This is a genomic window from Ruegeria sp. HKCCA5491 (genome assembly GCF_013034565.1).
GTDB lineage: Bacteria > Pseudomonadota > Alphaproteobacteria > Rhodobacterales > Rhodobacteraceae > Ruegeria.
In genome coordinates this window covers 172,490-185,213 of sequence record NZ_WQGG01000011.1, presented here as the reverse complement: position 1 = coordinate 185,213, position 12,724 = coordinate 172,490, and the positions used below count along the sequence as shown (strand labels likewise).

Annotated in this window: 19 protein-coding genes; 17 read left to right on the top strand and 2 right to left on the bottom strand. The window is 55.7% G+C overall.

The annotated features are described in order from the left end of the window. The first annotated feature begins 352 nt into the window (after positions 1-352). From GOV88_RS15725 to GOV88_RS15695, 7 genes are all read left to right on the top strand, one after another. A complete protein-coding gene (locus GOV88_RS15725) occupies positions 353-2,080 on the top strand; it encodes an amidohydrolase (RefSeq protein ID WP_371808256.1) in 1,728 nt (575 codons plus the stop codon). A 174-nt stretch (positions 2,081-2,254) separates the two neighbouring features. Beyond that, on the top strand, positions 2,255-2,569 hold the full coding sequence (gene rpsJ, locus GOV88_RS15720) for a 30S ribosomal protein S10 (protein ID WP_008756422.1): 315 nt from the start codon (positions 2,255-2,257) through the stop codon (positions 2,567-2,569). Between the two features lie 18 nt (positions 2,570-2,587). Continuing rightward, the gene (gene rplC, locus GOV88_RS15715; protein WP_171126011.1) at positions 2,588-3,313 is read left to right on the top strand and encodes a 50S ribosomal protein L3; all 726 of its coding nucleotides are present in this window, start codon (positions 2,588-2,590) and stop codon (positions 3,311-3,313) included. Then, the gene (rplD, locus tag GOV88_RS15710; protein ID WP_170694153.1) at positions 3,310-3,927 is read left to right on the top strand and encodes a 50S ribosomal protein L4; all 618 of its coding nucleotides are present in this window, start codon (positions 3,310-3,312) and stop codon (positions 3,925-3,927) included. The genes rplC and rplD overlap by 4 nt, the downstream gene beginning before the upstream one ends. Next, positions 3,924-4,220 carry a 50S ribosomal protein L23 gene (locus tag GOV88_RS15705; RefSeq protein WP_008757532.1) on the top strand — a complete coding sequence of 99 codons (297 nt, stop codon included), beginning with the start codon at positions 3,924-3,926 and terminating at the stop codon, positions 4,218-4,220. The genes rplD and GOV88_RS15705 overlap by 4 nt, the downstream gene beginning before the upstream one ends. A gap of 11 nt (positions 4,221-4,231) precedes the next feature. Then, on the top strand, positions 4,232-4,642 hold the full coding sequence (locus GOV88_RS15700; protein WP_171241001.1) for a hypothetical protein: 411 nt from the start codon (positions 4,232-4,234) through the stop codon (positions 4,640-4,642). 3 nt (positions 4,643-4,645) lie between these two features. Further along, entirely contained in the window at positions 4,646-4,849 is a 204-nt protein-coding gene (locus GOV88_RS15695) for a hypothetical protein (RefSeq protein ID WP_171126015.1), read from the top strand. A 216-nt stretch (positions 4,850-5,065) separates the two neighbouring features. Here GOV88_RS15695 and GOV88_RS20505 read toward each other — a convergent pair whose 3' ends face one another. Next, positions 5,066-5,479, bottom strand: a complete 414-nt coding sequence (locus GOV88_RS20505) for a hypothetical protein (protein ID WP_171241000.1) — start codon at positions 5,477-5,479, stop codon at positions 5,066-5,068. Continuing rightward, entirely contained in the window at positions 5,469-5,762 is a 294-nt protein-coding gene (locus GOV88_RS15685) for a hypothetical protein (protein ID WP_171240999.1), read from the bottom strand. The genes GOV88_RS20505 and GOV88_RS15685 overlap by 11 nt, the downstream gene beginning before the upstream one ends. Before the next feature lie 594 nt (positions 5,763-6,356). On the opposite strand from GOV88_RS15685, the gene rplB reads away from it, so the two are divergent. From rplB to rpsQ, 10 genes are all read left to right on the top strand, one after another. Further along, positions 6,357-7,199 (top strand): 50S ribosomal protein L2, encoded by an 843-nt coding sequence (rplB, locus tag GOV88_RS15680; protein WP_171126021.1) that lies wholly within the window; start codon positions 6,357-6,359, stop codon positions 7,197-7,199. Between the two features lie 3 nt (positions 7,200-7,202). Continuing rightward, on the top strand, positions 7,203-7,481 hold the full coding sequence (rpsS, locus tag GOV88_RS15675) for a 30S ribosomal protein S19 (protein WP_005980699.1): 279 nt from the start codon (positions 7,203-7,205) through the stop codon (positions 7,479-7,481). A gap of 3 nt (positions 7,482-7,484) precedes the next feature. Further along, positions 7,485-7,865, top strand: a complete 381-nt coding sequence (rplV, locus tag GOV88_RS15670) for a 50S ribosomal protein L22 (RefSeq protein WP_039538267.1) — start codon at positions 7,485-7,487, stop codon at positions 7,863-7,865. Then, positions 7,865-8,575: a 30S ribosomal protein S3 gene (gene rpsC / locus GOV88_RS15665; RefSeq protein WP_008758042.1), complete on the top strand. Its 711-nt coding sequence runs from the start codon at positions 7,865-7,867 to the stop codon at positions 8,573-8,575. The genes rplV and rpsC overlap by 1 nt, the downstream gene beginning before the upstream one ends. Positions 8,576-8,587: 12 nt before the next feature. Further along, positions 8,588-9,001, top strand: a complete 414-nt coding sequence (rplP, locus tag GOV88_RS15660; protein ID WP_058283513.1) for a 50S ribosomal protein L16 — start codon at positions 8,588-8,590, stop codon at positions 8,999-9,001. Between the two features lie 305 nt (positions 9,002-9,306). Next, positions 9,307-9,771 carry an HPP family protein gene (locus GOV88_RS15655; protein ID WP_171126023.1) on the top strand — a complete coding sequence of 155 codons (465 nt, stop codon included), beginning with the start codon at positions 9,307-9,309 and terminating at the stop codon, positions 9,769-9,771. A 23-nt stretch (positions 9,772-9,794) separates the two neighbouring features. Continuing rightward, complete coding sequence (locus GOV88_RS15650) at positions 9,795-11,162, top strand: sodium:proton antiporter (protein ID WP_174834560.1); 1,368 nt, start codon at positions 9,795-9,797, stop codon at positions 11,160-11,162. 71 nt (positions 11,163-11,233) lie between these two features. After that, positions 11,234-11,854 (top strand): 2OG-Fe(II) oxygenase family protein, encoded by a 621-nt coding sequence (locus GOV88_RS15645; protein WP_171126024.1) that lies wholly within the window; start codon positions 11,234-11,236, stop codon positions 11,852-11,854. Positions 11,855-12,282: 428 nt separating this feature from the next. Further along, positions 12,283-12,489, top strand: coding sequence for a 50S ribosomal protein L29 (rpmC, locus tag GOV88_RS15640; protein ID WP_010437082.1), 207 nt, complete (start codon positions 12,283-12,285; stop codon positions 12,487-12,489). Between the two features lie 4 nt (positions 12,490-12,493). Continuing rightward, entirely contained in the window at positions 12,494-12,724 is a 231-nt protein-coding gene (gene rpsQ / locus GOV88_RS15635) for a 30S ribosomal protein S17 (protein ID WP_068340771.1), read from the top strand.

Sequence of the window (12,724 nt, the reverse complement as noted above, 5' to 3'; positions counted from 1 at the left end):
TCCGTGAAGGCGGCCGTACCGTTGGCGCCGGCGTTGTGTCGAAAATCATCGAATAGGGCGCGCTTGTCGCGCCTGGTTGCGACAGGCGATTTTCCAAAGGAAAATCTGCCGAGAGCAACTCGGTTATGAATTAAGAAAGGCCGCTCCCAAAGGAGCGGCCTTTTTCTTTTTTGCCTAAGCTACCTGAGGTGCTAGCTTCATTCTTATTAACAAATTGCAATTAAAAAGAGGTCATAAGATGCTTTTCTCGGCTCGTTCAGTTTGTCTTGTCGCGGCTGTTGCTTGCTTATCTACCTCGGCATCCTCGCAAGAAACCGCGGATAGGATTTATCTCGGGGGACCAATCGTTACGATGAACGACGCGGCTCCGTCAGCCGAAGCTGTCGCAGTCAAAGATGGGCGCATTCTTGCGGTGGGAGCGCTTTCTGATGTGTCGGCCCATCAAGGGAGCGCAACCGAAACCTTCGACTTGGAAGGGCGGGCGATGCTTCCGGGTTTCGTCGACAGCCATGGGCATGTCGTCATGGGGGGCTTGCAGGCTTTGTCTGCGAACCTTCTCGCGCCGCCGGATGGAGAGGTGGTTGATATCGCAAGTCTGCAATCCACGCTTTCAAGTTGGGCCGACGAGAATGCGCAGGCTGTCGAACAGGTTAAAATGATCATTGGCTTCGGCTACGACAATGCCCAGCTAAAGGAGCTTCGCCACCCAACACGGCAAGAGCTGGACCAGGTTTCTGAGGAATTTCCTGTCATAATCGTTCATCAATCCGGGCACTTGGGTGTCGCGAATTCAAAAGCCTTGGAACTGGCTGGCATCACTGCCGCTTCCGAGGCTCCTCCGGGCGGTGTAATTCAACGTGACGAGACTGGTGAGCCGAACGGTGTGCTGGAAGAGTACGCTTTCTTTTCGGTCCTTGTACCCATGTTGGGAAATCTGGGTGAAGATGGTCTGGCAGAATTTGCCAAAGCGGGCACACAGCTTTGGGCCAAATTTGGGTATACGACCGGACAAGAAGGTCGCTCATCTGGCGAAATTGTCGAGGTTCTGAGGAAGGTTGCCGCCGAAGACGGGCTTCCCATTGACGTAGTCGCGTTTCCGGATGTTCTTGAGGCGCGGGATTTTATCGGCGCGAACACGTCTAGGAACTATGAAAACCGTGTCCGGGTCGGGGGCTGCAAGCTTACGATTGACGGCTCGCCTCAGGGGTTCACAGCATTGAGGGATCGACCCTATTACGATCCGGTAGGGAACTATGTTCCCGGGTATGCGGGATACGCCGCCATCACGATGGAGCAACTCCAAGACGCGGTGAACTGGTGTTTTGAGAACGGTTTCCAAATTCTCGTTCATTCCAATGGCGAAGGCGCATCTGACATGCTTATTGCGGCCTTAGAAGAAGCGCAGATCAAGTATGGCGACCCCGGTAACCGCCCAGTTCTTATTCACGGGCAGTTTCTAAGGGAGGATCAGGTCGCAAGCTTTAAGCGGTTGGGTGTTTTCCCATCCCTGTTCCCGATGCACACATTCTATTGGGGCGACTGGCACCGGGACCACACGGTTGGGCCGGTGAATGCGGACAACATCTCGCCGACCGGGTGGCTGCGCGAGCGTGACATGATGTTTGGCACGCATCATGATGCCCCGGTGGCCTTTCCGGACAGTATGCGGGTCCTGGCCGCAACCGTCACCCGGCGCACTCGGTCCGGCGACATTTTGGGCCCGCATCAAAGGGTTAGTGTCATGACCGCCTTGAAAGCCATGACAATCTGGCCCGCCTGGCAGCATTTCGAGGAGAACGAAAAAGGCTCGATCGAAATGGGGAAAGTGGCAGATTTTGTAATCTTGTCAGACGATCCCACGGCAGTTGACCCAGAGACATTGGCCGAACTCAAAGTGCTCTTGACGGTAAAGGGCGACGAGGTCGTCTATGAAGCCGTAGAGGAAGTCAAAGAAGGCAACCTGCAATTCTCGCCATTTTCAAATGACCCTGTGATTGCTCATCTTTTCCTGCACGCAGTTTATCAAGGCATGAAGGTTGAAGATCCATGGTTAAGCAACCGCATGTCTGACGATCAATAAGAGGGTTGTCTTTATGGCGTTTGCCTCTTGCCAAACCGCACCAACCCCACTAATACGCGCGAGTTCTCAATAAGAACGTCAAGGCGGGGTGATTCCCGCCTTTTGGGTTCGAAGAGGGTTGGCGATGCGCGTCTGTCCTCCTCTCAACCTCAACGCCTAAAAAAGGCTGTTAATATGCAAAGCCAAAACATCCGTATTCGGCTGAAGGCATTTGACTATCGCGTTCTGGATGCCAGCACGCAAGAGATCGTCAACACTGCCAAGCGGACCGGCGCGAACGTGCGCGGCCCGATCCCGCTGCCGAACAAGATTGAGAAGTTCACGGTTCTCCGTGGCCCTCACGTTGACAAGAAATCCCGCGACCAGTTCGAGATCCGTACGCACAAGCGTCTGCTCGACATCGTTGATCCGACCCCCCAGACCGTTGACGCGCTGATGAAGCTCGACCTCGCTGCTGGTGTGGACGTCGAGATCAAGCTGCAGTCGTAAGATCGGAGGGTATAGATTATGCGCTCTGGTATTATCGCAAAAAAAGTCGGCATGACCCGCCTGTTCATGGAAGACGGCAAGCAGATCCCTGTGACCGTTCTCCACCTGGACAACCTGCAGGTTGTTGCACAGCGTACCGCTGACAAAGACGGCTACACCGCTGTTCAGCTGGGCGCCGGTGCTGCCAAGGCAAAACGCACCTCGAAAGCCATGCGCGGTCACTATGCCGCTGCCAAGGTTGAGCCTAAGCGTAAGCTGGCCGAGTTCCGCGTCTCCGAAGACGGCCTGATCGAAGTGGGCGCCGAGATTTCGGCAGAACACTTCCTGGAAGGTCAGAAAGTTGACGTTTCGGGCACCTCGATCGGTAAAGGCTTTGCCGGTGCGATGAAGCGCCACAACTTCGGTGGTCTGCGCGCCTCGCACGGTGTTTCGATCAGCCACCGTTCGCACGGTTCGACCGGTCAGTGTCAGGATCCGGGCAAGGTTTTCAAAGGCAAGAAGATGGCCGGTCACATGGGTGCTGCCCGTGTAACCACCCAGAACCTGGAAGTCGTCAAAACCGACGCCGACCGGAACCTGGTCTTCATCAAAGGCGCCGTTCCCGGACCGAAATCGGGCTGGGTCACCGTCAAGGACGCCGTCAAGAAGAAAGCACCCGAAGGCCTGCCTTTCCCGGCAGCCGTAAAAGGTGCCGCAACTGAAGCACCTGCGGAAGAAGCTCCCGCGGAAGGTGGTGAAGCATGAAACTTGATGTAATCAAACTGGACGGCGGCAAAGCCGGCAACATCGAGCTGGATGCTGACCTGTTCGGCCTCGAGCCGCGCGCGGACATCCTGCACCGTGTGGTCCGTTGGCAGCGCAACAACGCGCAGGCTGGCACCCACAAGGTGAAGACCCGCTCGGAAACCAGCTACTCGACCAAGAAGATCTATCGCCAGAAGGGCACCGGTGGCGCACGCCATGGTGACCGTAACGCGCCGATCTTCCGCAAGGGTGGTATCTACAAAGGCCCGACCCCGCGTTCGCATGGCCACGACCTGCCGAAGAAGTTCCGCAAGCTTGGCCTGCGCCACGCTCTGTCGGCCAAAGCCAAAGCAGGTGAGCTGGTTGTGATCGAGAACGCCGAAGCCGAAGGCAAGACTGCCGCTCTGGCCAAACAGGTTGCAAACCTGGGCTGGAAACGCGCTCTGGTCATCGACGGCGCGACCGTGAACGAAGGGTTCCTGAAAGCGTCCAAGAACATCGAAGGTCTGGATATCCTGCCGTCGATGGGCGCAAACGTCTATGACATCCTCAAGCGTGACACCCTGGTGCTCACCAAAGCGGCTGTCGAAGCACTGGAGGCTCGTCTGAAATGAGCGCGAAGGCAGAACATTACGACGTGATCCGCAAGCCGATCATTACTGAAAAGTCGACCATGGCGTCCGAAAACGGCGCGGTTGTCTTTGAAGTGGCGATCGACAGCAACAAGCCCCAGATCAAAGAGGCCGTTGAGGCGCTGTTTGGTGTGAAGGTCAAAGCGGTGAACACCACCGTGACCAAGGGCAAGGTCAAGCGGTTCCGCGGCCAGCTGGGTCGTCGGAAAGACGTCAAAAAAGCATATGTGACCCTCGAAGAGGGGAACACCATCGACGTGAGCACCGGTCTCTGATCGGACGCTTAGTGCGACTATTCACGGCCTCGGCGGTTCAACCCGCCGGGGCCGATTTCGTTTCAGACCCTGAAACTGTGCGGGCGCAGGTGCTGGAGCAGATGCGGGCGTTCAGCGCCGGGCCCTATTTCCAGATCACAGATGAGAAGCTAGGGCTTCTGTCGGTCTTCGATGATCTGAAATACGACCGGGCGGATGTGGACATGGTCTCTCCGGCGATGCGCAAGCACGTGGTCGGCAAACTTGGTCCGCTCGGGTTCCACCATACCTCGGGGACGGTTTTGGAGCACGCCGAGGCCGATATGCGCGTGCACATCCCCAAGTTTCATGCTCTCGGCGCGTCGCCCTTCGACATCGCACGCTATACTGAAAAACGCCCTCAAGACTACTGCCTGCTGACACCCACGCAAGTGGCCTGTTAGTACGTGGATCACTATGAGTTGGACGACGCGGTGCAGCGGATCGAGGCGTTGATTTCGAAACACCAGATCAACCTGCTCAAACTGGCGGATTATCTGGAAGGCAAACCCAAACACCGCGCCTTTCGCGAGGTGCTGGGGCATATCAAACTTAAACAGCGGATCGCGGTGGAAGCCGAGCCGCTTTGCCGCAGGCGTTCTTTGGGGTGAGTATTAGATTTGGCAGCTCTAGTGGTGTTGTGCAGGAACTTATTTTAATCTGGAACAGGGCTACAACTTAGTAATACAATTTCTCCCTTCATCTGGTTTCCAGAGAAGACTCGGTTTGGTGAACGGGTATCCAAGCTGATTGTACAGGTTTTGAGCGGGGCACAAAACTTTGAGCGAATGGAGCCATGTAATAGGCTCTAAACACTCGCGTTCAAATCAGTCCCAGACGATTGCGGGTGGCGGTGTTCCGCAAACATCGAGCCGCACTGCAAGGGCAGCAATTTTGCCTTTAGTAACGGCAATTTCACCTTCCAGATCATCACCTGAGAGGCTGGAAACCGGAACACCAATCAAAAATACTCCTACTGCGTCACCTGTAACGGCCTGTTTTTGCCCAGCAATCAACCCAGGGACTTTTGCAGTTTCTTTTTGATAGAGCTCTCTCGCCTTGTTGCAAGGTACATTCGCGTAAACATCGCCCATCGCGACTGGTATGATCGAGCTAGGTTGTTCAGCGCAGGCTGAGATTACCGCAGAAGAACAAAGTATTATGCCGATATTCCGAATACTGAGAGACGCATTGCGTTCTCTTTTTGGTGAAAACATTGCCAACTCTAACTCAGCACGCATAGGAAAACTCCCACTGAGGGTCCACCACTAAGCGAGCTGCCAGAATCTGGCAATTCCGACCAGTAGACGCGAGATAATCTTTGGCAGCAGACTGAAAGACCAACTGAGTTGCATCCATGCTGCCAGCCAAGCCCAATGTTGCACCCTCGGCTGCGCCGGCAATTGCGGCGTCGCCTACGCTTGGTGTCAGCATAATCAAACCGCTTTCCGATTTGTCAAAAACCCGCCAGGTTCGCCCATAGGCGTCAAAATTCACTGGCTTGACTTCGCCATAGGTTTCCATGGCGTAACTCAATCCGGTGCATGACGCTGACGCAAGTCCGCATATAAGGGCTAAAGCTACAGAAATAGACTTACAAGACATGATCTCCTCCGCAGAAATGACTCCGGTCTAGAACTGAAGGCTTTATGTCTGCTGATTTCGTTAATACAGATCAGGAAAACTGAATATAATGAACATTGGATGTGAAGCGTAAGCACCCAAGCGGCTGTCGTTGATGGCGTAGATACGACAATGACCTCCCGCAATTGGCGTTGCCGATCAATCATGAAGCACTTGGCCAACTACATTGGCGGCCAGGTCTCCGATAGTTTGGAAATGACATCGCTGTTATTAATACGATATAAGAGACTTGTTTCCACTGACGCGAAAAGTTGCCTGAGCATGTTTTAGGCGACCAGATTAGAAATCTGCCTTATGCTATAGACACCCACCCCCAACCCTGTTAAACGCTCCCAATCTTGCGGCCTCGGATTCGTTCCGGGGCCTCGGATATTTGTAACCGGGGACCTTCGGGGCCCTATACCCTTGGCACCTACGGGGGCCTATCACATAGCGGGGAAATCCCCTGCACTTGCTAAACGGAAGACAGAAAGCATGGCACTCAAGTCGTACAAGCCGACGACGCCGGGCCAGCGCGGGCTGGTGCTGATCGACCGTTCGGAGCTTTGGAAAGGACGTCCGGTCAAGTCTCTCACTGAGGGTTTGACCAAATCGGGCGGCCGGAACAACACCGGACGGATCACTTCACGCCGCCGCGGCGGTGGCGCAAAGCGTCTCTACCGGATCGTTGACTTCAAACGGAACAAAGTTGATGTCGCGGCAACCGTCGAGCGGATCGAATATGACCCGAACCGGACCGCATTCATCGCACTGGTAAAATACGAAGACGGCGAGCAGGCATATATCCTGGCTCCGCAGCGTCTGGCTGTTGGTGACAAGGTCATCTCGTCGGCAAAAGCCGACATCAAGCCGGGCAACGCAATGCCGTTCTCGGGCATGCCCATTGGTACCATCGTCCACAACATCGAGATGAAGCCTGGCAAAGGCGGTCAGATCGCACGTGCGGCCGGTACTTACGCGCAATTCGTTGGCCGCGATGGCGGCTACGCTCAGATCCGTCTGAGCTCGGGTGAACTGCGTCTTGTCCGTCAGGAATGCATGGCCACCGTTGGTGCCGTGTCCAACCCCGACAACAGCAACCAAAACCTCGGTAAAGCCGGTCGTATGCGCCACAAGGGCGTTCGTCCGTCGGTTCGTGGTGTTGCAATGAACCCGATCGATCACCCGCACGGTGGTGGTGAAGGTCGTACCTCGGGTGGCCGTACGCCGGTTACACCGTGGGGTAAGGACACCAAGGGTAAGCGTACCCGCAACAAGAACAAAGCGTCCCAGAAGCTGATCATCCGCTCGCGGCACGCCAAGAAGAAGGGACGTTAATCTATGTCTCGCTCTGTTTGGAAGGGTCCTTTCGTCGATGCTTACGTGCTGAAAAAAGCCGAAGCAGCGCGCGAGTCGGGCCGCAACGAAGTCATCAAAATCTGGTCGCGTCGTTCCACCATTCTGCCCCAGTTCGTGGGTCTGACCTTTGGTGTGTACAACGGCCAGAAGCACATTCCCGTCAACGTCTCGGAAGACATGATCGGTCAGAAGTTCGGTGAATACTCGCCGACCCGTACCTATTATGGCCACGCCGCAGACAAAAAAGCGAAGCGGAAGTAAGTCATGGGCAAGGAAAAGAACCCCCGCCGCGTGGCTGAAAACGAAGCAATGGCGAAAACCCGTATGCTTCGCACCAGCCCGCAGAAACTGAACCTGGTTGCGCAAATGATCCGCGGCAAGAAAGTTGAGAAGGCTCTGACCGACCTGACTTTCAGCAACAAGCGTGTCGCGCAGGACGTCAAGAAGTGCCTGCAGTCCGCAATCGCGAATGCTGAAAACAACCACAACCTGGACGTTGACGAGCTGATCGTCGCCGAAGCATGGGTTGGCAAGAACCTGGTCATGAAGCGCGGTCGTCCGCGTGCCCGTGGTCGTTTCGGCAAGATCATGAAGCCGTTCTCGGAGATCACCATCAAGGTGCGTCAAGTTGAGGAGCAAGCCTAATGGGTCATAAAGTAAATCCGATCGGCATGCGCCTACAGGTCAACCGCACCTGGGATAGCCGCTGGTACGCCGACACCAAGGACTACGGTGATCTTCTGCTGGAAGACCTCAAAATCCGTGAGTTCATTAACAAAGAGTGCAAGCAGGCCGGTGTTGCCCGTGTGATCATCGAACGTCCGCACAAGAAGTGCCGCGTTACGATCCACACCGCACGTCCCGGTGTCATCATCGGCAAGAAAGGTGCGGACATCGAAGTTCTGCGCAAAAAGCTTGCTCGTATGACCGACAGCGAACTGCACCTGAACATCGTCGAAGTGCGCAAGCCCGAGCTAGACGCGCAGCTGGTTGCCGAGTCCATCGCTCAGCAGCTGGAACGTCGTGTTTCGTTCCGTCGCGCCATGAAGCGCTCGGTTCAGAACGCCATGCGCATGGGCGCCCTGGGTATCCGGGTGAACGTCGCTGGTCGTCTGGGCGGCGCCGAAATCGCACGGACCGAGTGGTACCGCGAAGGCCGCGTGCCTCTGCACACCCTGCGTGCCGACATCGATTACGCACATGCCGAAGCGATGACCCCCTACGGGATCATCGGGATCAAGGTCTGGATCTTCAAAGGTGAGATCATGGAGCACGATCCGCAGGCACGTGACCGTAAAGCACAGGAACTCCAGGACGGCCCTGCACCTCGTGGTGCTGGTGGCGGTCGTCGCTAAGGAGGGAAAGATATGCTTCAACCAAAGCGTACTAAATTCCGCAAGATGCACAAAGGCCGGATCAAGGGTCTCGCCAAAGGTGGCTCTGATCTGAACTTTGGCACCTACGGCCTGAAGGCTCTTGAGCCTGAGCGTGTAACCGCACGCCAGATCGAAGCTGCACGTCGTGCCATGACGCGCCACATGAAGCGTCAGGGTCGTGTTTGGATCCGCATCTTCCCCGACACTCCGGTCACGGCCAAGCCGATCGAAGTTCGTATGGGTAAAGGTAAGGGTTCGGTCGACCGCTGGGCCTGCAAAGTCAAGCCTGGCCGCGTGATGTTCGAGATCGATGGCGTCAATGACGACATCGCCCGCGAGGCCCTGCGCCTGGCCGCGATGAAGCTGCCGATCAAGACCCGCGTCGTGGTTCGCGAAGACTGGTAAACAGTCTGGGGAGACCCCAAAGAACATGGCCCCTGCCGAACACTCGGCGGGGGCCTTTTTCGTTTTAGCTGTTTGCGATGAGCGACCAGTGTGTTGTTTCCGAAATTCAATAACGGCATTGCAAAAATCATGCAGCTCAGGGGTGGAAAATCCCCTGATCTGGTGAAAAGAAGTCCCCACACTTATTCCCGATCAAAGCTTGGGCAGTTCAATCCCTCAACTTGGTTTGAGCGCGTATGATATCCTGGCTTTGCCACCCCGTTGAAAGACCGAGAGCACGAATGGGCCTTACTTGCAGGGACGTCATGGTCCCCCCAGAAATTCAGAAGACAATCCATCCCGATGATACCGTCGCAAAGGCGTTCGAGATCATTCGCGACAGCCGGGCCCGGTTCCTGCCTGTGGTTTCCGACGACGGAAGCTTTCAGGGCGTGTTTACCGCTCCAACGCTCATCAAGATGATCTTGCCTCAAGCCGCACGGATTGGCGTCAGCTCTGAAACGGCCCGTGTGCCGATCGCAAATCTCAGCTTCATGGACCTGACCAAAGAGGACTTCGGAGAGCAGATTAAGCGTCTGAACGAAGAACGGGTCGGGGATCACATGTCTGAACCCGCAAATATTCCAGTGACCGCGCCAGACACTCCGGTCATGGAAGGCATTTTCCTGATCCACAAATTCAAGCGCCACGTCTTCCTTGTTGAGCCCGATACCAATCATTTTGTGGGCACAGTCAGCCCCAATTCGCTGATTGAACACGCGCTAAGTTAACCCCTAAATACCGGATCAGACCCTTGACCAACCATTCCGTTTCGCACGGAGAACACGCGTTCTCTGTCCCTCAACTGTTGGGAATTGATCCCCTTTGGATCGCCACCGGTATTCTGATTGCTGTTTATGCTGTCCTGATTTCCGAAAAAGTTAATCGCGCAATTTTGGCCATGCTGGGGGCGTCATTGATGGTGCTTTTTGGCATCCTTAATCAAGAACAGGCCGTGGAAGGGGTGGACGCCAACACCCTGGCCCTGTTGATCGGCATGATGGTGATTGTGGGTATCACCAGTAAGTGCGGCTTGTTTCAGTACGTCGCAATCAAGGCGGCCAAGGTGGTCAAGGCCAACCCTACGGGTATCCTGATCATGCTGACCCTGATTACCGCGGTCTTCTCTGCTCTGCTGGACAACGTGACGACCGTTCTGCTGATTGCCCCGATAACCTTGCTGATCACGGACGCGCTGGATACGCCTGTATTTCCGTTTTTCTTCGCCGAAATTCTGGCGTCGAATGTTGGAGGGACGGCGACCCTGATCGGTGACCCGCCCAACATCATCATCGGCTCGGCCGCCGGGCTCAGTTTCAATGAATTCGTGGTGAACCTGGCGCCGATATCAGCCATCTGTCTGGTTGTGCTGACCGGGATCATTTACCTGATGAACCGGCGTACTCTGACCGCCATTCCCAAGTCGGCCAGCGAAAAGATCATGCGGTTCAACGAAGACGAGGCGATCACGGACGTTCGCCTGATGATCAAATCCCTGTCTGTTCTGGCGCTGGTTCTTCTGGGCTTTACGCTTGGCCATGGTTACGGCATCCAACCGGGGACTTCCGCGCTGGCTGGGGCTGGGTTGTTGATGTTGTTGGCCTACGGTCACCAAAGCGGTGAAGAGCAATCCGAGTCCGTGCACCATATTTTTGGTGAGGTCGAATGGATCACGATTTTCTTCTTCGGTGGCTTGTTCGTGATTGTCGCAGGTGTCGAGCATGTGGGGCTGCTGGAGTTCTTCGGCCAGAAGGTGCTGGAACTGACCGAAGGTGACATGATGTGGACCGCGTTCTTCATCTTCTGGGCGTCGGGCATTCTGTCGGCAATTCTGGACAACATCCCTTTTGTTGCCACGATGATCCCGCTGATTGAATCCACCGCTGACACATTCGGCGGCCCGGATGCGATCGAGTCGCTGTGGTGGTCGCTGGCTCTGGGTGCCTGTTTGGGTGGCAACGGGACCCTGTTGGGCGCCAGCGCGAACCTGACCGTTGCGGCCTTTGCCGAGAAAGCCAAACAGCCGATCGGTTTTGTCAAATTCGCGATCATGGCCTTTCCGATCATGATCCTGACCCTGATGATCGCCAACGTCTATATCTGGCTGCGCTACTTTTTTTAAGGCACCCGACCAGCCGCTTTTCTGGGGCGGCTGGTCTCGCGCTTGCGTCCCGGCTGGGCTATAGCCGGGACATGGCACAGATTGAATCACTCTTCGTTACCCGTCTCTATCGCGCAACCTTGTCCGAGTTCGATCCCAAGATCGACGCGGAGGAGTTGGAAAGCTCGTGCATTGTCATCGCCGAGGATGATGAGGCCGGGCAGGAATGGTGCGAGGAAAACGGCTATCCCGGCTATACAAGTTACGCCTCGCTTACCGACCTACCATGGCGGTTCCCGATCTTTGCCGATCTGGTCGCCGCATTGGATCAGCACGTGGCGTCCTTTGCCAAGGATCTAGAGTTTGATCTGGGCGAGGGTGAGCTAAAGCTGGAAGACCTGTGGATCAACATCCTTCCTGAGGGCGGCATGCACTCCAGCCATTTGCACCCGCACAGCGTCATCTCGGGCACAACCTATGTGGCGATGCCCGAAGGGGCGAGCGCGCTGAAACTGGAAGACCCGCGTTCGGGTCGCATGATGGCTGCGCCGACGCGGATCAAAGGTGGTCGGCGGGATTTGCAGCCGTTCATTTACATGAAGCCGCAAGTCGGGGACGTGTTGCTGTGGGAAAGCTGGTTGCGCCACGAGGTGCCGATGAACATGGCCGAGGAAGAGCGGATCAGTGTCAGCTTTAACTACAAGTGGGAGTGACTCCTGCATCGGCGAGGCCGTGAGTGCTGGTTCGCCGTTTTTCTGGGGTGGGTTTCTCGTTCTTTACTTGATCACTTTGCGCCGCTCTGGATGGAAATTCAAAGAGAGCCTTTTGGCAGCCTTGTGGCGGTCGCATCTGCATCTTTTGCCAAGATTTGAAGTTGGTTTATGGGTGATGATATTGACTGTGGCACTCTATGTCTCGTGGGCGGCCTTTAAGGCGTGCGCGGGCTGATCAATTTAGATCGTGATAACTTAACGCAGCTCCGCCAAACTTCCTCTTGCCACGCACCCCCCAAACCCTTATACGGCGGCATCCTGCGATCTCCCGGCGTTGTCGGGCGATTCGTATGTCTATCATTCATCCACCAGGTCCAAGGTGACCCTGTCAGGGGGCCTTCTGGTGTTTTGAGCAAAGGAAAAAGGCGATGAACGCCCAAGAACTGCGTGACAAGACCCCGGACCAGCTCCGCGAGGAACTGGCCAACCTGAAGAAAGAAAGCTTTAACCTGCGCTTTCAACAGGCAACCGGTCAGCTGGAAAACACTGCTGGTATCAAAGCGGCTCGCCGCAATGCTGCCCGTGTCAAAACCATTCTGAACGAAAAGGCCGCTGCAGCGGCATCCGAGGAGTAATCAGATGCCCAAGCGTATCCTGCAAGGCACCGTGACCAGCGACGCCAACGAACAGACCGTAACCGTATCCGTCGAGCGCCGCTTTACGCATCCGGTTCTGAAGAAAACCATCCGTAAGTCCAAGAAATACCGGGCTCACGATGAAAAGAACGCCTTCAAGGTCGGCGACACAGTCCGCATCATCGAATGCGCGCCGAAATCGAAGACGAAACGTTGGGAAGTTCTGGAAGCGTAA

Excerpts from the sequence above, each read along its gene's own strand:
- GOV88_RS15725 (WP_371808256.1), top strand. The coding sequence starts at position 353 with ATGAACGACGCGGCTCCGTCAGCCGAAGCTGTCGCAGTCAAAGATGGG.
- rpsJ (WP_008756422.1), top strand. The coding sequence starts at position 2,255 with ATGCAAAGCCAAAACATCCGTATTCGGCTGAAGGCATTTGACTATCGC.
- rplC (WP_171126011.1), top strand. The coding sequence starts at position 2,588 with ATGCGCTCTGGTATTATCGCAAAAAAAGTCGGCATGACCCGCCTGTTC.
- rplD (WP_170694153.1), top strand. The coding sequence starts at position 3,310 with ATGAAACTTGATGTAATCAAACTGGACGGCGGCAAAGCCGGCAACATC.
- GOV88_RS15705 (WP_008757532.1), top strand. The coding sequence starts at position 3,924 with ATGAGCGCGAAGGCAGAACATTACGACGTGATCCGCAAGCCGATCATT.
- GOV88_RS20505 (WP_171241000.1), bottom strand. The coding sequence starts at position 5,479 with ATGCGTGCTGAGTTAGAGTTGGCAATGTTTTCACCAAAAAGAGAACGC.
- GOV88_RS15685 (WP_171240999.1), bottom strand. The coding sequence starts at position 5,762 with ATGGAAACCTATGGCGAAGTCAAGCCAGTGAATTTTGACGCCTATGGG.
- rplB (WP_171126021.1), top strand. The coding sequence starts at position 6,357 with ATGGCACTCAAGTCGTACAAGCCGACGACGCCGGGCCAGCGCGGGCTG.
- rpsS (WP_005980699.1), top strand. The coding sequence starts at position 7,203 with ATGTCTCGCTCTGTTTGGAAGGGTCCTTTCGTCGATGCTTACGTGCTG.
- rplV (WP_039538267.1), top strand. The coding sequence starts at position 7,485 with ATGGGCAAGGAAAAGAACCCCCGCCGCGTGGCTGAAAACGAAGCAATG.
- rpsC (WP_008758042.1), top strand. The coding sequence starts at position 7,865 with ATGGGTCATAAAGTAAATCCGATCGGCATGCGCCTACAGGTCAACCGC.
- rplP (WP_058283513.1), top strand. The coding sequence starts at position 8,588 with ATGCTTCAACCAAAGCGTACTAAATTCCGCAAGATGCACAAAGGCCGG.
- GOV88_RS15655 (WP_171126023.1), top strand. The coding sequence starts at position 9,307 with ATGGTCCCCCCAGAAATTCAGAAGACAATCCATCCCGATGATACCGTC.
- GOV88_RS15645 (WP_171126024.1), top strand. The coding sequence starts at position 11,234 with ATGGCACAGATTGAATCACTCTTCGTTACCCGTCTCTATCGCGCAACC.
- rpmC (WP_010437082.1), top strand. The coding sequence starts at position 12,283 with ATGAACGCCCAAGAACTGCGTGACAAGACCCCGGACCAGCTCCGCGAG.
- rpsQ (WP_068340771.1), top strand. The coding sequence starts at position 12,494 with ATGCCCAAGCGTATCCTGCAAGGCACCGTGACCAGCGACGCCAACGAA.